Below are 19,106 nucleotides of genomic sequence, written 5' to 3'. Positions count from 1 at the left end.
ATTTAAAAATTATAATTTAACCTCATGAAATAACTTCGTCCATAGAACAGATTCTGCAGTCCGGAAGAGGCATTGTGGGTATCCCCAGACTGAATGGTATTTTTCACACTCGTCACGTCGAAGATGTTTTTAATTCCCGCACTTATTTCAAAATGGTTTTTAAAGAAAGGCTGGCTCACTGTGAAATTCAACATATTGAAATCCCCGATTTCCCCTAAAATATATTGCCCCGGATCTCCCGGATCGTTTTCTTTTCCCTGGTAGGTGTAGCGTCGCTGAGTTCCGGTGTATTTATAATACAGTGCAAACAAAGTTTTTGACACCGGCAAAGTGTAGTTGGCGGCAAGATTTGCTTCAGCATAATAATTATAATCATCAGGTGAAGTGATGTTTCCTGTATTTAAAACCTGTGAAACGCCCATAACCGAAACTCCTGCATTCAAAGAAAGATCTCCTTTTCTTACGTTAATTCCCCCTCCGAATAAGATTGATCTGTAATCGTCTACATTCAGGAAAGTTATTTGCAGCGGGCTGTTGTTGATAATCACATCCTGTATTCTGTTTTGCACATCAAGGTACATTCCGGATAGGCTGAAATTAAATTTCCAGTTGCTGGAGTTGGTTAAAGCATAGTCCCAGAAAACGGAAGCAGAATAACCGGTTTCAGGTTTTAAATTTTCATTTCCTCTGATGTCGTGATTGTTATCAACTACAAAAGTGTATAATTCATCGTAAGTTGGAAATCGGTTGGCTGAACCGAAAACGGCACGGATGTCCGAATTTTCAGAGGTTGTAAATCTTAATGTTCCTGAATAGTTATATTGCGAACTGAACCTGTCGCTCAGGGCCAGCCTTACTCCGGGACGGAATGAAAACCAGTCATTTACTTTCCATTCGGCTGATAAGAAATTGGCATAATTGAATATAGCGCGTTCAATGCTTTTTCCATTGTTATTGCTTTCAAAAGTAGTTGCATCGGCAAAACCCTTCGTACGGTCTAATTCGTATCCAAGCTGAAAATTAATTTTTTCATTATCTAAAAAATTATTGAACATTCCTCTTGAGTACAATACGTCGGATTTGTAGAATGTAATTTCAGAATCTCTGGAGATTTCCTGTCGGTTGGGAACATCATACGTATAAACCTGTGATTTTCTTTCCTGGCTTTGATAAGAGAAGTCTCCGTTATAGTTAATTCTTCCGAATTTTGTCTGAATATTAAACTGATGAATCCAGCGGTTGGTGTGATAATCTTTGTCGTTTGCAGTATACGTCCTGTTTCCTCCGCCCAATGGAAGATCCGTAACTAAAGGATTATAGTAGTTGATTTCTTCCGTAAGAAAGTTCAGCTTGTAAAAAAAACTCGTAGCGTTTTTGCTGTAACGGATGGTTCCGTTTACGGTGAGCTGATCTTTCGGCTGCCAGTCGTACCCGCGCTTTCCGTCGTTATTTTCACTAAAATATTTATATCCGTTAAGCGAACCTTTATAACCCTGGAAATCATTATGATTAATATCTGCAGAAAGAGACCAGTTGTCATTAAACCTGTACCCAAAATTCAGTGACTGGATATGGCGTCCGTTTCCTTTTTTGAACCAGTCGTAGTCATTTCGTACTGTTTCTTCCTGTATGGATGCCAGCGCGGTAAACTTTTTACTATAATTTTTTTTCGTAATGATATTGATAACTCCGGCTACCGCATTATTTCCGTATTCCACGCCCATTGAACCTTTTACAACCTCAATTCTTTCAATATTATTGACATTGATTTTAGTAAGGTCAACAAGATTTCCCATGCCTTCATCACTCACCACAGGAATATTATCAATAAGAATCTTGGTGTATTCGCCACTGAGCCCCATGATGTTGGCCGTTGAATTTCCTGAGCTTTTGCCGGGTTCTATTAAAATGTTAAGATTCTGATTCAGCACTTCGGCAACATTCGTCACCGCCATATTTTTGATCTGCTGTGCATCAATTACTTCAACTTTATAGATCGATTTGTCAATTGACTGCTGCATGAATTGTCCGGTAATGACAACCTCATCGATTGTTTTCTGCTTAAGAGAATCTTTTTCCTGTGCATTCACCCATAAAATAACGGATAATGATAGTATGGAAAGCACTTTCTTTTTCATAGACGAAAAATTTTTGACAAATATATAATTTTATTTAGAACAGTTAAAAATAAATATTATAATTTTGTGGAATAATTCTAAATAAAAATAACGTTATGAAACTAAGACTACTTTTAGGAACTTTACTCTTTACAGCAATGGCTGCACAGGCGCAGGTAGCAACACTTAATGAAAACTTTGACGGCTTTACCGCAGGAAACACTACTTTCCCACAAGGCGGCTGGTCGGCCATAACGGCTTCTCCAACTCAGGAATTCCCACCGGTGTCTCCCAGAATGATCGTTGCTATAGACAATAGTAATTCTGCCAATAAGTTTGTACAGTCTTATGCCGGAAACAACGGTTCTGCGCCATCTTACCTTATTTCTCCCCAGATTACAGCTCCTGCAGGCGACAAAACATTATCATTCCAGACAACGTTAGTTTCCCCGTCGCCCGGTCCCGGAACGATACAAATCGGACTGGCTTCAAACCCTGCGGATATGTCTACATTTGTTGCCGTTGGAAATCCAATCACCGTATCAACAATCGGAGCCGTTCAGAATATCAGCCTTACCATTCCGGCTTCTTCATCTCAGTATATTGTATTCCGGTTTACCCCTTCAGCAACACATGTTGCGGTACAGATTGATAATGTTGTATATAACACCGCTTCCAATCTTGCTGTTTCTGATCAGATCAAATCTAAGGAATCTGTAAAATTTGCAGTGAATGCAGAAAATACCGCTTTACAGTTTATCTCCAAAAAAGATCCGAAAAACATCAGTATTTATTCTGCATCCGGACAAAAAGTGGCGGGCGGCAAATTAGCCGGAAGATCTTTCGATATCAGCACATTGCAGACAGGAGTATATTATATCATTATTGAAACTACAGAAGGTTCTGCAGTAAAATCCAAGTTTATAAAGAAATAAGATTAATTAGACAGCCTTACGGCGGGAGACTGATTTATGATTTCATAGATCGGTCTTTTTTTATGTTTTAAGAGTAGGCTGAAGCTCATTATTTTCTTTAAATAATTAAAATTTAAATTTAAAACACGACAAAAATCATATTTTATTTAGAACAAATAAAAATAAATAATATATTTTTGTAGAATAATTCTAAATAATAATTTACATCTGATATTATGAAAACAAAACTACTTTTCGCTTCAATGCTTGCTTTAGGAGTTCAGCAGACTGTTCTTTCGCAGGTTGATGCCAACGGATATACGACAGTAAATATGACGATGGGCGCAAGCTACCAGAACCGTGTATTTTTTGATCTGAGTAGCAATGCAATGGTCCCTCAACCAGCCAATACCTGGGATATAGCTTTCTACAGAAACTCCAGCATGAATTTCGGGACAAGAATTAATGATGCTCAAAATATCGAAGTATATCAGGCTTCCGCTAATCCGAACGACTGGAATTCTATTACAACTAACAGTGTTGCTGCTTACGGATCGCCGCTATATAATCTTGACAATACAACATCTATTCAGGAAGGTGCTTTCGAGCAGGGAACAGCTACTTACGGCTGGGGCGAATACAATCCCGGAAATCATCATATTGAAGGAAAAGTAATTTTTATCCTGAAATATGTTTTGAGCAATACCTATTACAAATTCATGATTGACGATTATTTCGGAGGCTACACTTTCAAATATGCCAAATGGAACCCGGCAACTTCGTCATGGGATACCACCGTTTCAAAAACCATAGCCAACGGAACCGACGATGCGTATTTTAACTATTTCTCTTTTGCAACCGAAGATAAAGTAACTAATCTGGAGCCTCCAAAAGCCAACTGGGACCTTATGTTTACAAGATACTGGACCGATTATCCGTACACCGACCCGAATACAGGTCAGCCTGCTACTACGAAATACAGAATGTCCGGCGTGATACAGAACAGCAATATCACGGTAGCCAAAGTACAGCCCGAGACTCAGGCAACTACAGCTTCTACTCTTCCTGTAGCTTCTTCATTTTCAAACAATATTACAACCATCGGTCATTCCTGGAAACCGACGGTAGGTGTTTACAGTGACGTAGTGTATTACATCAAACAGGGTTCTGATTATTACAGAATGTATTTCACTTCAAACGAAGGTTCCCAGACCGGAAATATGTATTTTAAGTATAAAAATATTACATCATTTTTAGGAACAATAGATGCTTCCGGTAAAAAAGCTTCTTTCGGAATTTATCCTAACCCGACAACGGCAGATAAGCAGGTCACTGTTTTATTTGATGTTAAAGAAAAGCTCAGCGGTAAAGGGAATGTAGAGATTTATGATCTATCCGGAAAAAAAGTGCATTCTGCTGAACTTACCAACCAGACGGGCTTTTATAAACAGGATCTGAATCTTTCGCACCTCTCTCCAGGAAATTATCTTGTGAAGATAACGTTCGGCGGACAGACGGAAACGAAAAAGCTGATCGTGAAATAGGCAATTCTGAATGGTCAATTAAGAATTTTTAAAATTAACGATTAATACTTCACTTTTCAAATAATACTTTCTATTTTTTCTAATAAAAGGCTGCTCGCATTCGTGAACAGCCTTTTAGATTTAATAAGGTTATCTTTATTTAAAGTGTTTTAAACCCTTTATACACTACGGTAGAGCTTTCCAGCATTTTGGATACTTCTTTTCTGAAGTTCAGCAGATGATCCTGTCCGCTGTGACGGTTCAGATGATCTTCGGTTTCCCATAATTCTACCATAAAGAATGTTCCTTTATTGTCTTTATCTTCAATAAGATCATATTTCAGACAGCCTTCTTCTTTTCTGGTTTCTTTTACCAAAGTCTGAAAAAGCTCAACAGCTTCCATTAAATAGTTTTCATTAAACTTAAAAACGGCAACGACGTGTATGTTCATAGTATTTTTTTAATGCTGTAAAAGTAAAATATTTTCAAAACCAAAAATATTTTTTATTGCATTTATTTTCAACTCAATAAGTGATTTTTATTAAAAAACAGATTTATAGATGGTTATGGAACTCATAATAATCACCAGCAGTCCAATGACGATAAACATGCTCTTCACAGGGAGTTTAGCCGTAAGCATTGCGGAAAAAGGTGCGGTAAAGATTCCCCCGATCAGCAGCCCAAAAATGATGTTCCAGTGCTGGATGCCCAGGGTTAAAATAAAAGTAATAGCTGCGGTAAGGGTTAAAATAAACTTGGCAACCGTAGAACTTCCCACTGCAAACCTTGGCGTAAAGGAATTTTTAATTAATGTTCCGGTCACCAAAGGTCCCCATCCTCCTCCGGCAAATGAATCGATAAATCCTCCGGCAAGGCCAAGTCTGGTAAGATTAGTTTTCTTTTTCAGTTTTTTATCCTGCTTATTTTTAAAGGCATTGGATAAAATCTGAATGCCCAGATACAGTGTATAAAAGGAAATAATGGTTTTTGTGATTTTTGAATAATATTCTCCCAGATATGTCAGAGAAACAGCTCCGATCACAGCTCCGATTACAGCCGGAACCGCAAGCCTTTTCACCAGCGTTTTACTTACATTTTTCAGCCTGATATGGCTTAAGCTTCCTGCCGCGGTGGTAAAACTTTCGGCAGAATGAATGCTCGCACTTACCGCATGTGGCGGAATACCCAGAAACAGCAGTGTGGTAGTACAGATCACACCATAGCCCATTCCCATTGATCCGGCTACAATTTCCGCTAAAACGCCCACCAGCAGCATCCAGTAAAAAATATAGTTATCTTTAGCAAGGACCGTAAAAAGTTCGTCCAGATACCCGAGCTGATATATGGAAAAAACGGTAACAGACAATACTGCGGCTGTTATAAAAAATACATTGAGCCTAACCTGAACTTTTCTTGAGATGATCATTACCGTTTACATTTAGTTGTTAAAACAATAATTATAGACTTACAGGATCATGACAGCACCTACTGTCGAATTGCCGGTTTCGTCGATCAGGATGGCATTTCCTGTGTTACGGCTTTCATTAAAGCTGTCGAATACAAGTGGAGAAGCCGTCTTCAATCGGACTTTTACCACTTCATTCAGCCTGATATTTTCCGTAACCGGAATTTTTTCTAATGTATTGACGTCAATTTTGTATTCGATTTCTTTTATCAGCGCTTTCAGAAGCTTGCTTTTATGCTGGATAAAATATTTACTGCCTTCAGTCAGTTCTTTTTTATCCAACCAGCAGACAACCGCTTCAATTTCATTTTCCATTTTTGGAAGACTGTCCGGTTTAACGAGGAAGTCACCGCGGCTGATATCAATATCATCTTCAATATGAATAACGGCAGGCTGTCCGGCAAAAACAGCATCCGTTTCCTTACCTCCTGTTTCAATAGACGATATTTTTGTATTGATATTTTGCGGAAGCACCGTAATTTCATCCCCTTTTTTGTAAACGCCGGAAATCACTTCTCCGGCATAACCTCTGTAATCGTGAAGCTCATCAGTCTGAGGCCGGATTACATATTGTACCTGGAATCTCGGGCTTTCAAACTCGTTGTTGTTATTGACCTCAACTGTTTCCAGAAAATCAAGCAGTGAAAGGCCATCGTACCAGCTCATATTTTCTGACCGGGAAACAATATTATCACCATGAAATGCCGAAATCGGGAAATAGCTGATATTTTCCAGTCCCAGTTTGGCTGCAACTTCATCATACTGAATTTTAATATCATTAAAAATTTCCTGTGTATAGTCAACAAGATCCATTTTATTAATGGCTACCACTACATGTTTCATCTTCAGTAATGAAGCGATGATGGAATGTCTTTTGGTCTGCTCGATAACTCCCTGTCTTGCATCAATAAGAATAACAATCAATTGTGAGTTTGAAGCTCCGGTAATCATATTTCTTGTGTACTGAATATGTCCGGGAGCATCGGCAATAATAAATTTCCTTTTAGGTGTCGAAAAATATCGGTAGGCAACATCAATGGTAATTCCCTGCTCTCTTTCAGCCCGCAATCCATCAGTTAAAATGGCAAGGTCTATTCCGTTTTCGTTCTTATTTTTTGACTGTTTCTCCAGCGCTTCCAGCTGGTCGACCAATATATTTTTACTATCATAAAGAAGTCTTCCGATGAGGGTACTTTTGCCGTCATCCACGCTTCCTGCAGTGATAAATCTTAATATGTCCACGTTTAGTTTATTAATAATGAGTAATAGGTAATAAGTAATTTTTGAGCTCATCAAATTACATTACCTATCAATCGTGTTAGAAATTATATTAATTTTAAAAAACAAATTTTAAGCACAATTGGCATTGCTTATTAAAAATATCCGCCCTTTTTCCTGTCTTCCATGGCAGCTTCCGTCACTTTATCGTCGATTCTTGTTTCGCCGCGTTCTGAAATCCTGGAAGCCGTAATTTCCTTCACTACTTCATCCAGTGTTTCCGCATGGCTTTCTACGGCTGCTGTACAGGTCATATCGCCTACTGTTCTGTAACGGACTTTTTTATTGACAATCGTATCATTTTCATCAATCCGGATAAAATCTGAAACGGCAATCAGCTGTCCTTCATGTTCAATCACATCACGATCATGCGCAAAATAAATCGATGGAAGCTGGATATTTTCTTTTTTAATATAATTCCAGACATCGAGTTCCGTCCAGTTGGAAATCGGGAAAACCCTTACATTTTCACCTTTGCTGATTCTTCCGTTATAAATATTCCAGAGTTCAGGGCGTTGTAATTTTGGGTCCCATTGCCCGAATTCATCCCGAACGGAGAAGAAACGTTCTTTCGCTCTTGCTTTTTCTTCGTCTCTTCTGGCTCCGCCGATACATGCATCAAACCCGAATTCTTCAATCGTATCTAGTAAAGTATGCGTCTGCAGCCAGTTTCTTGAGGCAAATTTTCCTTTAGGTTCTGCTAATTTTTTAGCTTTAATGGTATCTTCCACACTGCGTACGATCAGTTCTGCACCGATTGTTTCTGCAAGATAATCCCTGAACTGCAATGCCTCCGGAAAGTTGTGGCCGGTATCAATATGTACCAAAGGAAAAGGAATTTTCATAGGTGCAAAAGCTTTTATTGCCAGATGTACCAATGTGATGGAATCTTTTCCGCCGCTGAAAAGCAAAGCTGGCTTTTCAAACTGTGCGGCAATTTCCCGCATAATGTAAATACTTTCAGCTTCCAGCTGTTCCAGATAGTCTAGTTTATATGTATTCATTTTGAAAGTAATATTTGAATTAATGCGTATGAAGGCCGCACTCTTTTTGTGAATTTTCCCACCACCAGCGTCCTGCACGCGGATTCTCGCCTGCAACAACAGCTCTCGTGCATGGCTCACAGCCGACACTTATGAATCCTTTTTTATGCAAAGGCAGCTCCTGAACCTTATTCTGTTGCAGATAAACGAGAACCTGCTGGTAATTCCAGTCGATTAACGGATTATACTTGTAAAGCCTCCGTTCTTCGTCCCATTCGATAATAGGCATATTTTCCCGGTTTTCCGATTGTTCAGAACGCAATCCTGTGATCCAGATGTCTGCATTTTCAAGGGCGCGGTTTAAAGGTTTAACCTTTCTGATGAAACAACATTCTTTCCTGTTTTCTACAGAATGGTAAAACGCATTGATGCCTTTTTCATTGACGTATTTTTCAACATCCGAAGATTCCGGGAAATAGACTTCCGTTTTGGTTGCATAGCGGGCATTATTTTGTGAAAGCAGTTCATAGTGCTCGTAGAAAAGCCGGCCTGTATCCAGTGTAAAAACTTTTATCGGCAGCTTATTTCTGAAAATGATGTCGGTAATGACCTGGTCTTCCTGACCAAGTGATGTTGAAAAAACAGCTGTTTCCGGAAAACGTGAAGAAATAAATTTCAATCCTTCTTCTGACGGAAGCTGTCTGAGTGTTTCTGCATCTTCTTTTGAAATCATAATTTATTCATTTGAAGTAATGCAAATATCCAATAAAATTATTATCCCACCAAAAAAGTAGACTAATAATTCAAAAAAAAGGACCGGGTCAGTCGACCAGATCCATTAAAGTTTTTCTTTCCAGAATATTCAGCGAGGCATCCCTTACTTCAATCAGTACGTCGTGCAGCCCGCAATGATCTTCGGTACAGTCTTCACAATTTTCATAAAAGTTCAGGCTTACACAGGGAAGCAGCGCAATGGGCCCGTTTACGAGACGGATAATTTTGGCCAGCTTAACGTTTTCAGGATTTTCTTTAAAAAAATATCCTCCACCTTTACCTTTTTTACTATCGAGAATCCCCGCTTTTTTAAGTTCGAGCAGGATATTTTCCAAAAACTTCAAAGGGATCTTCTTATGATCGGCAATTTCGGAAATAAGAATAGGCCCGTCGTTCCTCTTTTCTACAAGATACGACAGCGCCTTAAACGCGTATTGAGATTTTTTAGACAGCATTACTACAAAAATAAGAAAATTGTTTTAAATCATCAATATCCTGAAAAGTTGAAAGATCAGGATATGAATACGTTGCAATATACAGAAACTACCAGTATAATTTTATTTGAATTAATTCAAAGACTGCTGACAGACAGCTGTCATACGATCGGCTAATTTTGTGCTATAATTAAATATAAAAAATGAATCTATTATCAATTCGCATCATTACTGCAGACATAGAAAGGTTAATAAAATTTTACGAACACATCACAGGATTTTCTCTGATACAATACACGCCGGATTTCGCTGAGCTCAGGACGGCAACAGCAACTTTAGCCATCGGAAGCATCCGAACATTACAGTTCTTTGGCGGTGATGATATAGCACAACCGCAACAAAACCGCAGCATCATTATTGAATTTAAGGTAGAAGATGTTGATAAAGAGTATGAAAGATTATCTGCCTATCTTCAGGGAAGCATCGTACAGAAGCCAACAATAATGCCCTGGGGAAATAAATCACTTTTATTCCGTGATCCTGACGGAAATCTTGTCAATTTCTTCACCCCCGTTACTCCTGAAGCAACAGTAAGATCAGAAGGAAAATAATATTGGATATGAACCGACAGAGACCGTCAGGAAAATTAAGTTTTTCGGCGGGCTTTTTTTCTTCTTATTCCATTCCGTTCAAAAATTCCTACTTTTGTTATATGTTCAGCAAACAGGAAGCACAACAGCTAAAAAAAGAATTTTGGACGGCCTTTGGAAAATCTTTTCCGAGAAAATGGATTTTATACGATACCAAGATTAAGGATATGTCGTTCAAGTTTTATGCGGATAATAAAAAGGCGGAAGTCTCTCTTGATATCGAAATGAAAGATGAAGTTTTCAGAGATGCCTATTACAATAAAATCTGGTCGCTTGAGGATATTCTGAAAGATTTTATCGGCGATTTTCATAAGGAAGAATCTTATACGTTGGAAAACGGGAAAATCATCAGCAGAATCTGGGTTGAAAAACATGACGTTTCCATTTTCAATAAAAATACATGGCAGGAAACTTTTCAGTTTTTCGTTGATAAAATGGATGGTTTTGAAAGGTTTTATTATGAATATGAAGATTTTATAAAAGATGTCTAATTCTATAAAAACCAACCTTTTATTTGCCAAATGACAAATGCCACAATATTTTCTTTCCTTACCTTGCATTTATGAAAGAACTATTTGATTTTATCCTGAGATTCGGCAATCTCAATCAGCAGCAGATGGATTTTATTGCAGGTAAAGCCATAGAATTAACTCTTCCGAAAGAAGAATATTTTTCCGAAGCCGGTAAAGTAGCCAAACAGGTGGGATTTGTTGTTGACGGAATCCTGCGCGTATGTTACTACAACAATAAAAGCGAGGAGATCACCAAATATTTCATTGAAGAAAATAACCTGGTCGTAGATCTTGAGAGCTTTGATAACCAGATTTGTTCCAGCGCATATGTTCAGGCAGTAACCGACTGTAAGCTTATCGTTTTTGAAAGAAAGGACTGGCTGGAGCTTTTACAGACCATTGTGGGATTTGATGCTATCGTTCATAAAATCATTTCAAGAGCTTTAATACAGAAGGTGGAAAGAAGGAGTCCGCTGGTTACAGAAGATGCTACAACACGTTACCTCAAGTTTCTTGAAATTTATCCTACGGCAGTCAACAGAATTCCGCTTTCATATGTGGCTTCTTATCTGGGCGTGACACAGTCTTCTCTGAGCAGGATCAGGAAAAATATCACGTTGTAAATTTTTATCTGAATACTCATTTTTAATTTATTTAAAGAGTCTTTGCTTAAACAATTCTGTCAAAATTCATTCATTATTGACAAAATGCCTCAATGTTGTTTATAATTTCTCTCTTTTTGCCAAATGGCAAATGTCATGCTGTTTTATTATCGGAATTTTACATCAGTTAAAATAAAAAAAATGAAAACAGTATTAATTACAGGAGCCAACAGAAGCATCGGTCTTGAAACCGCAAAACAACTTTCAGAAAAGGGATTATTTGTTTATTTAGGAAGCAGAAATCTTGCAAAAGGAGAAGAAACTGTAAAAGAATTGACAAAGCAGGGATTTCAGAATATCAAAGCAGTTGAAATCGACGTTACCAATCCTGAATCAATAGCCAAAGCAAAGAATTTGGTTGAAAAAGAACAGGGAAAACTGGATATCCTGATTAATAACGCCGGAATTCTGGGCGTAAATCCTCAGACCGCTTCCGAGACTTCGGTGAATGATATCCGGGAAGTTTTTAACACAAATTTCTTTGGAGTAATCAATGTTACCCAGGCATTTTTAGATTTGCTTAAAAAATCAGACAGTCCGCGAATCAGCAATATCACTTCAGGATTAGGTTCTCTTACTTTGCATACCGACCCGGAATGGAAATATTATCATGTAAAAACAGCAGCTTACGGCCCTTCAAAGTCAGCATTGAATGCGTATACCATTACGCTTGCGTACGAACTGAGAGAACTGCAATTCAAAGTTAATGTCATTGATCCCGGTTATACGGCAACCGATTTCAATGGCCACAGCGGACCAGGCTCTGTGGAAAGTGCAGCATCATTCATCGTAAAACATACATTAACGGATGAAAACGGACCGACCGGACAATATTTCAGCAATGATATTGAGGATGAAAACGGAATCAGTCCGTGGTAGATTTTTAATACTAAAAGAGAGACTTAGCGTTTCTATTTTATTAAGCTATAATTTCTGCATCCTGCTTTGCAAGAACTAAAGATCATTCACGATTTGGTTACATCATTCGCGGATTCGGCTACTTTTAAAAAAGCTCTTCTTACCATCTTTGTACCATCATTTAAAACAATAAAAATATTAAAAAATGGAAGCAAAAAAAGTATGGTTCGTGACAGGAGCGTCTAAAGGTCTTGGGTTCGAACTGGTAAAAAAATTATTATCAGATGGATTTAAAGTGGCTGCAACAAGCCGCACGGTAGAATCTTTAACAGATGCATTCGGAGAAGTTTCCGAAAATTTCCTCCCGTTGAGTATGAATATTACGGATAATAATGATGTAAAATCTGCTCTGGATAAAACGGTAGAGCATTTTGGAAATGTTGATGTGATTGTTAACAATGCAGGATACGGACAATTGGGAACGCTGGAAGAATTGAGCGATGCCGAAGCAAGGGCCAATTTCGATGTTAACGTATTCGGAACACTGAATGTGATCAGGAATGCGATGCCTTATCTCAGAGCGCAGAAATCAGGAAATATTTTCAACATTTCATCTGTTGGAGGCTATTACGGTGGTTTTCCGGGATGGGGAGTTTACTGTTCCACAAAATTTGCAGTAGCCGGATTTACGGAGGCTTTGGCCGAAGAAGCGAGAGATTTCGGAATTCACGCAACGGTTGTTTATCCTGCTTATTTCCGTACCGATTTCCTGACAAAAGATTCGGTAAAAACGCCTGAAAATTCTATTGAAGCCTATGAAGCGGCAAGAAATTCGGAGAAAGCACACTTGGACGAGATCAACGGAAACCAGCCGAATGATCCGGTAAAAGCAGCTGATGTTCTGATACAGATCAGTAAAGAGGAAAATCCGCCGGTACATCTGCTGTTGGGAGTTGGAGCTCCGGAATTCCTGAACAATAAGATCGAAGCGATTACAAAAGATGCGAAAAACTGGGAAGATTTAACTTTATCTACAGGAATCTAAAACCAGAATCCACAATTTAAACAAAAGCTTTATACCAAAAGGTATAAGGCTTTTTAGTTATCAGAACAAAGAAAGCTGGATTGGTTTCGGAGGAGAGGGCTTTTGAGCATCACCAAAAACAGTTTTTCCGCCAAAACGCCATGAATTCTGTCTTTCTTCCTCAATCACTTCCTGGATATCAAAATCAGGGGTAAAATTCTGTTCGGTTTTTACAACAATATCGTGAAGCTTGTTCAATGTTTTCAGTTTATCGGAATTTCCAAGTTTTGATTTTTCAATTCCTTTTCTGATGATATTAATACTTTCATCATAGACTTTAGTGGGAACTGGGAAAGGATGGCCGTCTTTTCCGCCGTGGGCGAAAGAAAATCTTGCAGGATCGGTAAATCTTGACGGCGCTCCATGAATCACTTCACTTACCAACGCCAGTGACTGCATGGTTCTTGGCCCTACCCCTTCCAGCATCAGCAGGTCTTCAAAATTCTGAGGCTGCTGTTCGCGGGTCACATACAACAATGCTCCGAGGCGTTTCAAATCAACATCGGAAGCCTGTACATCGTGGTGTGCGGGAAGAATTGACCTTGCAAAATCACTCATAATTTCCGCAGAATCAGTATGGGAAATTTCCAGAATACCTTTCCTGTTTTCGGAAGCATCCGAATCAGTAAGATTTAAAATTTTACCTCTTGAAATACCGTTGATTCCCGTGTGAGGCTCTTCTACAAAAGATTTTATATTTTCAGAATGCCAGTGATAGCGTCTCGCCGTACTATCGGATTCATGCATTCCCTGCTGTACGACACTCCAGTTTCCGTTGTCTGCCAGGATAAAATTATGCAGGTATAGCTGATAACCATCCTGAATGGCCGTATTATCGACTTTTGCCGAAAGCTTGCTGGCTCTTACAAGTTCGTTTCCGTTTAATCCTGTTTTGTCGGCAATCCTGATGAGTTCCGAAGGTGTTTCTCTTGAAAATTTTCCCTTTCCGCCGCAGATATACAATCCAAGAGTCTGGGAATTTGGGTTGATGGAACGTTTCAGTGCTCCCATAACCGAAGTGGTAATTCCGGAAGAGTGCCAGTCCATCCCCATCACCGCACCAAAGCTCTGAAACCAGAACGGATCTGCGAGTCGTCTCAATACTTCATCTTTTCCATAATCTGCGAGAATGACCTCAATAATGGATAGGCCGAGAACAGACATACGTTCATATAACCAAGGCGGTACTTTGCCATAGTGAAGCGGTAAATCTGCTGTTCCGGAACGTTTCATGATGTAAAGGTAGGATTATTAGAATTAAATTTTGATGATTGAGGTCAGTATTTAAGCATGAATATTTTTCACGAATATTCACTAATTAAATTTATAAATTTTGGCTAAAGCCAATTGAATTGCTATTGGATTAAATGGGCTAAAGCCCGTTCCTATTGATAGAGGTTTGTGTTATCCGTGAAAAATACTCGTGACATTCGTGTTTAATTAAAAAAAGCCCTGCGGAAGTCCACAAGGCAATGATTAAAATATAATTTTTAATTATTTCAATGCAGCTAAAGCAGCTTCATAATTTGGTTCGTCAGCGATTTCCGAAACCTGTTCTGTGTACACTACTTTATTGTCGGCATCAGTAACAATTACGGCACGGCTCAAAAGACCTTTCATCGGAGAATCGGTGATTGTTACTTCATAATCGTCCCCAAAACTGCTTCTGAAGTCTGAAAGGGTTTCTACATTGTTCAGACCTTCGGCAGCACAAAATCTTCCTAAAGCAAAAGGTAAATCTCTGGAAACGTTGATAACAACAGTATCTTCCAGTGCAGAAGCCTCTTCATTGAATTTTCTTGCTGATGATGCACATGTAGGCGTATCAATGCTCGGGAAGATGTTGAATACCTTTTTCTTTCCGTCGAAATTTTCAAGTGTTTTTACCTGTAACCCTGAATCTACCAGTGCAAAATCCCTGATCTTGGAGCCTACTTCCGGTAATTTCCCGATTGTGTGCACTTCATTTCCTTTTAAAGTAATGGTTGTTGACATAATTCTTTTTTTAGTTCATCAAATTTAATTAAAAAACAGCGCTTTTTATGCGGTTTGGGGTTAAATTAATCTTAAAGCCGAAAATATTGGCTTATAATCATCTAAAAAATTAATTTTTACCTAAATTTGTGAGTCTTAAAAAATCAAATAATAAATAACAGTATAATGTCAGACAAATCAAAAATCTATTACACCCTTACAGATGAGGCTCCGATGTTGGCTACACACTCGTTTTTACCGATTGTAAAAGCTTTCACAAAATCAGCAAACATTGAGATTGCAGTACCGGATATTTCTTTGGCAGGAAGAATTTTAGCCAACTTCCCTGAGTTTCTGAAAGATGATCAGAAAATCGGTGACGCTTTGGCTGAACTGGGTCAATTGGCTACACAACCTGACGCTAATATTATCAAATTACCTAATATATCTGCTTCGGCACCTCAGCTTGATGCGGCAATCGCTGAACTTCAGGCTAAAGGTTTTGCCGTTCCTGATTATCCGGCTGAGCCTAAAAATGATGAAGAAAAAGCAATCAAAGCTAAATATGCAAAAGTGCTCGGAAGTGCTGTAAATCCTGTATTAAGGGAAGGAAATTCTGACAGACGTGCTCCTAAAGCTGTTAAAAACTATGCCAAGGCAAATCCTCACAGAATGGGCGACTGGGCTTCTGACAGCAAAACAGATGTTGCGCACATGGAAAGCGGAGATTTCTATGGGACGGAAACTTCAACTACACTTGAAAATGCTACAAAATACAGAATCGTATTCAAAGGAAATGACGGTTCTGAAACTCAATTAAAAGATTTCGCCAATCTTCAGGCAGGAGAAGTTATTGATTCATCCGTAATGAATTTAAATGCTTTGAAAGCTTTTGTGGAAAAGGCAATTCAGGAAGCTAAAGATAGAAATGTATTGTTATCCGCACATTTGAAGGCAACGATGATGAAAATTTCTGATCCAATCATTTTCGGAGCTATCGTAGAAACTTTCTTTAAAGAAGTTTTCACTAAATATGCCGAAACGTTCAAATCTTTAGATATTAATCCTAACAATGGTCTTGCAGATCTTTTTGATAAAATCAAAGGAAACGAGCAGGAAGCCAATATTAAAGGAGACATCGAAGCTGCTTTGGTAAACGGGCCAAGAGTGGCAATGGTAAATTCTGACAAAGGAATTACTAATTTCCACGTTCCTTCTGATATCATCGTTGATGCTTCTATGGCTGCTTTGGTAAGAGGCGGAGGAAAAATGTGGAACAAAGACGGAAAAGAAGAAGATACGGTTTGTATTATTCCGGACCGTTCTTATGCAGGATTCTACCAGTCTGTAATTGATGATATGAAAGCGCACGGAAAATTAGATCCAACGACAATGGGTTCTGTTCCGAATGTTGGTCTGATGGCTCAGAAAGCTGAAGAATACGGTTCTCACGACAAAACATTCCAGGCTTCTGCTGACGGAACAATTGAAGTTCAGGATGAAAACGGAAATGTTCTTCTTTCTCAAAAAGTGGAAAAAGGTGATATTTTCAGAATGTGCCAGACGAAAGATGCGCCAATCCAGGATTGGGTGAAATTAGCCGTAAACAGAGCAAGATTATCTGATACGCCTGCTATTTTCTGGCTGGATAAAGGAAGAGCGCACGACAGGGAAATCATCAAAAAAGTTGAAAAATATCTTAAAGATTATGATACTGCAGGTCTTGACATCAGAATTATGGATGTAAAAGACGCAATGACAGAAACTTTAAAGAGAGCAAGAGAAGGAAAAGATACGATTTCCGTTTCAGGAAATGTATTGAGAGATTATCTTACTGATCTCTTCCCTATTCTTGAGCTTGGAACTTCTGCAAAAATGCTTTCTATCGTTCCATTGATGAATGGTGGTGGTTTATTTGAAACAGGAGCCGGAGGTTCTGCTCCGAAGCACGTTGAACAGTTCGTTGAAGAAGGTTATTTACGATGGGATTCTTTAGGTGAATTCTTGGCATTACAAGCTTCTTTGGAACATTTAGCACAAACTCAGGGAAACACAAAATCTCAGGTATTGGCAGATGCATTGGATGAAGCAAACGCTAAATTCTTAGCAACTGATAAATCTCCTGCCAGAAAAGTAGGACAGATCGATAACAGAGGTTCTCATTTCTATCTTGCGATGTATTGGGCTGAAGCATTAGCGAACCAGACTGCTGATGCGGAGTTGGCTGCACAGTTTGCTCCTATTGCAGAGGCGATGAAAGAGAACGAAGAAGTAATCAATGCTGAGCTAATTGGCGTTCAGGGTAAACCTGAGGATATCGGAGGCTACTACAAAACAGATACTTACAAAACGTATACTGCAATGAGGCCAAGCACGGTTTTAAATGAAATTATTGACGGAATTTAATTTCCCAGGTTTTGATATAAATGAAAGCTCCTTTTTTAAAGGAGCTTTTTTTATTGGTTTAAAAATAACTTAACTATCTTATCGTACACAAAAGGTTCCATCTGATTGACATTGGCTACGCCCGCTTTTGATTTGACAAACGCAGAAACTGCATCACCCAAATATTAAGTTTGGCTAAAGCCATTGATTGTAATTTAATGTAAAAACGAGCTTCCTTCGACAAGCTCAGGATGACATTGACCGTTCCTAATGATGCAAAAATCTTTAACAATTAAGCATGCGCCCTTCTAAATTTAATCATGCTTAAAATAAACAGCCCTAAAATTCCCAGCACGAAATATCCTTCTGCAACCTCAAGCTGAATCTGAGGCTTTATCACGGCTACAATTCCGTAGCTGATGGCCGAGGTGATGATAAAGGCAACACCACCGGTAAGCCCCCCAGCAATTCCCGCAGAATTTGGAAATCTTCCGATACAGTAGGAGAAATAATTGTTAAAGATAAATCCTGCCGTAACATGTATCAAAAACGCAAAGGCAACCAGACTGTAGATATTATTCGAGAAATAGGATGCAACAAACATTAAAATAATTAAAAATAACTGGATAAAGTTTGCATAACGTATTTTTGGCAGAAATGCTTTATTGATCAAAGCCTTCCCTAAAAACCCGCCGGTCATCCAGGCAAATCCCAGAATCAGCGATACATAACCAGCCACTACTTCAGAATAACCCATTTTATGCTCTATAATGAAAGATCCGCACAGATTAAAGAACATAATCATGGAATAGCTCAGTCCGCACATAATCATTCCGTAAAAGAAATCTTTAGCTTTGAACATCGTATTGTATTCTTTAATGAGAAATTCCAGATGGAAAGGATTTCTTTTCTTCAGTGTTTCGCCTGAAAAAATAAATTCCAGAATTAACAACAGTAAACTGTAGCCTGCCAATACATAAAAGTTCGACTGCCATCCAAAATTTTTCTGTAAATATCCTCCGATAAACGGCGCAATAATAGGACCTACCGACCAGACAATTGTCATGATGCTGAGGTAATGTTTCCGCTGCTCTCCTTCGTAGACATCTACAAAAAATGCCCTTTTGGCCACTACGGCAAACCCCGAAAGTATTCCCTGCAAAACACGCATGGCGTAGATCACAAAAATATTGTGAGTGGTTGCCGTAATCAAAAAAGATGCGACAAACAAACCAAGCGAAAGCATTGTAATTCTATACCTACCGAATGAATCTACAATACTTCCTGCAAAAAACTGCGTCAGACCGTAACTGATTAAAAATATGGAAAGCGTCAGTTGAATATTGCTTTCCGGCTGCTGAAGCTCTGTTGCCATACTTGGCATAGACGGCAGATAAATGTCTGTTGCAAGACCCGACATCGGAATGACAGCGAATGCCAGAATTGTAGCAATAAACTTATTTTTTTCTTTAAGTGTAACCATTTTTATAAAA

General features: G+C 38.7%; 18 protein-coding genes. 8 read left to right on the top strand and 10 right to left on the bottom strand.

Annotation, left to right across the window (positions count from 1 at the left end; all coding sequences use genetic code 11):
- Positions 1–2: 2 nt before the first annotated feature.
- Positions 3–2,138: a TonB-dependent receptor plug domain-containing protein gene (locus tag HHL20_RS03850; RefSeq protein ID WP_169229859.1), complete on the bottom strand. Its 2,136-nt coding sequence runs from the start codon at positions 2,136–2,138 to the stop codon at positions 3–5.
- A 95-nt stretch (positions 2,139–2,233) separates the two neighbouring features.
- Here HHL20_RS03850 and HHL20_RS03845 point away from each other — a divergent pair, with 95 nt between their 5' ends.
- Both HHL20_RS03845 and HHL20_RS03840 read left to right on the top strand, forming a co-directional pair.
- Complete coding sequence (locus HHL20_RS03845) at positions 2,234–3,052, top strand: T9SS-dependent choice-of-anchor J family protein (RefSeq protein ID WP_169229858.1); 819 nt, start codon at positions 2,234–2,236, stop codon at positions 3,050–3,052.
- 215 nt (positions 3,053–3,267) lie between these two features.
- Positions 3,268–4,575: a T9SS type A sorting domain-containing protein gene (locus tag HHL20_RS03840; RefSeq protein ID WP_169229857.1), complete on the top strand. Its 1,308-nt coding sequence runs from the start codon at positions 3,268–3,270 to the stop codon at positions 4,573–4,575.
- Positions 4,576–4,714: 139 nt separating this feature from the next.
- On the opposite strand, the gene HHL20_RS03835 is transcribed toward HHL20_RS03840, so the two are convergent.
- The 6 genes from HHL20_RS03835 to HHL20_RS03810 all read right to left on the bottom strand — a co-directional run bounded on the left by HHL20_RS03835 (position 4,715) and on the right by HHL20_RS03810 (position 9,509).
- A complete protein-coding gene (locus HHL20_RS03835; protein ID WP_169229856.1) occupies positions 4,715–5,005 on the bottom strand; it encodes a putative quinol monooxygenase in 291 nt (96 codons plus the stop codon).
- 90 nt (positions 5,006–5,095) lie between these two features.
- Positions 5,096–5,980 carry a sulfite exporter TauE/SafE family protein gene (locus tag HHL20_RS03830; protein ID WP_169229855.1) on the bottom strand — a complete coding sequence of 295 codons (885 nt, stop codon included), beginning with the start codon at positions 5,978–5,980 and terminating at the stop codon, positions 5,096–5,098.
- 39 nt (positions 5,981–6,019) lie between these two features.
- Complete coding sequence (locus HHL20_RS03825) at positions 6,020–7,261, bottom strand: sulfate adenylyltransferase subunit 1 (RefSeq protein WP_169229854.1); 1,242 nt, start codon at positions 7,259–7,261, stop codon at positions 6,020–6,022.
- Between the two features lie 131 nt (positions 7,262–7,392).
- Entirely contained in the window at positions 7,393–8,301 is a 909-nt protein-coding gene (gene cysD, locus HHL20_RS03820; RefSeq protein WP_169229853.1) for a sulfate adenylyltransferase subunit CysD, read from the bottom strand.
- Between the two features lie 19 nt (positions 8,302–8,320).
- Positions 8,321–9,013 (bottom strand): phosphoadenylyl-sulfate reductase, encoded by a 693-nt coding sequence (locus HHL20_RS03815; RefSeq protein ID WP_169229852.1) that lies wholly within the window; start codon positions 9,011–9,013, stop codon positions 8,321–8,323.
- Between the two features lie 88 nt (positions 9,014–9,101).
- Positions 9,102–9,509, bottom strand: a complete 408-nt coding sequence (locus HHL20_RS03810; protein WP_169229851.1) for an RrF2 family transcriptional regulator — start codon at positions 9,507–9,509, stop codon at positions 9,102–9,104.
- Positions 9,510–9,691: 182 nt separating this feature from the next.
- Here HHL20_RS03810 and HHL20_RS03805 point away from each other — a divergent pair, with 182 nt between their 5' ends.
- From HHL20_RS03805 to HHL20_RS03785, 5 genes are all read left to right on the top strand, one after another.
- Positions 9,692–10,099 (top strand): VOC family protein, encoded by a 408-nt coding sequence (locus HHL20_RS03805; protein WP_169229850.1) that lies wholly within the window; start codon positions 9,692–9,694, stop codon positions 10,097–10,099.
- 101 nt (positions 10,100–10,200) lie between these two features.
- Entirely contained in the window at positions 10,201–10,629 is a 429-nt protein-coding gene (locus HHL20_RS03800) for a DUF4268 domain-containing protein (RefSeq protein WP_169231111.1), read from the top strand.
- A gap of 71 nt (positions 10,630–10,700) precedes the next feature.
- Positions 10,701–11,273, top strand: coding sequence for a Crp/Fnr family transcriptional regulator (locus tag HHL20_RS03795; RefSeq protein WP_169229849.1), 573 nt, complete (start codon positions 10,701–10,703; stop codon positions 11,271–11,273).
- Positions 11,274–11,453: 180 nt separating this feature from the next.
- Complete coding sequence (locus HHL20_RS03790; RefSeq protein WP_169229848.1) at positions 11,454–12,191, top strand: SDR family oxidoreductase; 738 nt, start codon at positions 11,454–11,456, stop codon at positions 12,189–12,191.
- A gap of 184 nt (positions 12,192–12,375) precedes the next feature.
- On the top strand, positions 12,376–13,215 hold the full coding sequence (locus HHL20_RS03785; protein WP_169229847.1) for an SDR family NAD(P)-dependent oxidoreductase: 840 nt from the start codon (positions 12,376–12,378) through the stop codon (positions 13,213–13,215).
- Between the two features lie 60 nt (positions 13,216–13,275).
- On the opposite strand, the gene HHL20_RS03780 is transcribed toward HHL20_RS03785, so the two are convergent.
- Positions 13,276–14,487, bottom strand: coding sequence for a DUF763 domain-containing protein (locus tag HHL20_RS03780; protein WP_169229846.1), 1,212 nt, complete (start codon positions 14,485–14,487; stop codon positions 13,276–13,278).
- A gap of 261 nt (positions 14,488–14,748) precedes the next feature.
- On the bottom strand, positions 14,749–15,249 hold the full coding sequence (tpx, locus tag HHL20_RS03775; RefSeq protein WP_169229845.1) for a thiol peroxidase: 501 nt from the start codon (positions 15,247–15,249) through the stop codon (positions 14,749–14,751).
- Between the two features lie 165 nt (positions 15,250–15,414).
- Here tpx and HHL20_RS03770 point away from each other — a divergent pair, with 165 nt between their 5' ends.
- Entirely contained in the window at positions 15,415–17,634 is a 2,220-nt protein-coding gene (locus HHL20_RS03770; RefSeq protein WP_169229844.1) for an NADP-dependent isocitrate dehydrogenase, read from the top strand.
- Positions 17,635–17,905: 271 nt separating this feature from the next.
- Here HHL20_RS03770 and HHL20_RS03765 read toward each other — a convergent pair whose 3' ends face one another.
- Positions 17,906–19,096 carry an MFS transporter gene (locus HHL20_RS03765; protein ID WP_169229843.1) on the bottom strand — a complete coding sequence of 397 codons (1,191 nt, stop codon included), beginning with the start codon at positions 19,094–19,096 and terminating at the stop codon, positions 17,906–17,908.
- Positions 19,097–19,106: the final 10 nt, after the last annotated feature.

The organism is Chryseobacterium cheonjiense, assembly GCF_012927265.1.
Taxonomy (GTDB): Bacteria; Bacteroidota; Bacteroidia; order Flavobacteriales; family Weeksellaceae; genus Chryseobacterium; species Chryseobacterium cheonjiense.
Note: the sequence above shows the minus strand (reverse complement) of the source record. Positions and strands in the feature narration are given on the sequence as shown.

Excerpts from the sequence above, each read along its gene's own strand:
- HHL20_RS03845 (WP_169229858.1), top strand. The coding sequence starts at position 2,234 with ATGAAACTAAGACTACTTTTAGGAACTTTACTCTTTACAGCAATGGCT.
- HHL20_RS03850 (WP_169229859.1), bottom strand. The coding sequence starts at position 2,138 with ATGAAAAAGAAAGTGCTTTCCATACTATCATTATCCGTTATTTTATGG.
- tpx (WP_169229845.1), bottom strand. The coding sequence starts at position 15,249 with ATGTCAACAACCATTACTTTAAAAGGAAATGAAGTGCACACAATCGGG.
- cysD (WP_169229853.1), bottom strand. The coding sequence starts at position 8,301 with ATGAATACATATAAACTAGACTATCTGGAACAGCTGGAAGCTGAAAGT.
- HHL20_RS03830 (WP_169229855.1), bottom strand. The coding sequence starts at position 5,980 with ATGATCATCTCAAGAAAAGTTCAGGTTAGGCTCAATGTATTTTTTATA.
- HHL20_RS03780 (WP_169229846.1), bottom strand. The coding sequence starts at position 14,487 with ATGAAACGTTCCGGAACAGCAGATTTACCGCTTCACTATGGCAAAGTA.
- HHL20_RS03810 (WP_169229851.1), bottom strand. The coding sequence starts at position 9,509 with ATGCTGTCTAAAAAATCTCAATACGCGTTTAAGGCGCTGTCGTATCTT.
- HHL20_RS03840 (WP_169229857.1), top strand. The coding sequence starts at position 3,268 with ATGAAAACAAAACTACTTTTCGCTTCAATGCTTGCTTTAGGAGTTCAG.
- HHL20_RS03770 (WP_169229844.1), top strand. The coding sequence starts at position 15,415 with ATGTCAGACAAATCAAAAATCTATTACACCCTTACAGATGAGGCTCCG.
- HHL20_RS03800 (WP_169231111.1), top strand. The coding sequence starts at position 10,201 with ATGTTCAGCAAACAGGAAGCACAACAGCTAAAAAAAGAATTTTGGACG.
- HHL20_RS03795 (WP_169229849.1), top strand. The coding sequence starts at position 10,701 with ATGAAAGAACTATTTGATTTTATCCTGAGATTCGGCAATCTCAATCAG.
- HHL20_RS03805 (WP_169229850.1), top strand. The coding sequence starts at position 9,692 with ATGAATCTATTATCAATTCGCATCATTACTGCAGACATAGAAAGGTTA.
- HHL20_RS03765 (WP_169229843.1), bottom strand. The coding sequence starts at position 19,096 with ATGGTTACACTTAAAGAAAAAAATAAGTTTATTGCTACAATTCTGGCA.
- HHL20_RS03835 (WP_169229856.1), bottom strand. The coding sequence starts at position 5,005 with ATGAACATACACGTCGTTGCCGTTTTTAAGTTTAATGAAAACTATTTA.
- HHL20_RS03785 (WP_169229847.1), top strand. The coding sequence starts at position 12,376 with ATGGAAGCAAAAAAAGTATGGTTCGTGACAGGAGCGTCTAAAGGTCTT.
- HHL20_RS03815 (WP_169229852.1), bottom strand. The coding sequence starts at position 9,013 with ATGATTTCAAAAGAAGATGCAGAAACACTCAGACAGCTTCCGTCAGAA.
- HHL20_RS03790 (WP_169229848.1), top strand. The coding sequence starts at position 11,454 with ATGAAAACAGTATTAATTACAGGAGCCAACAGAAGCATCGGTCTTGAA.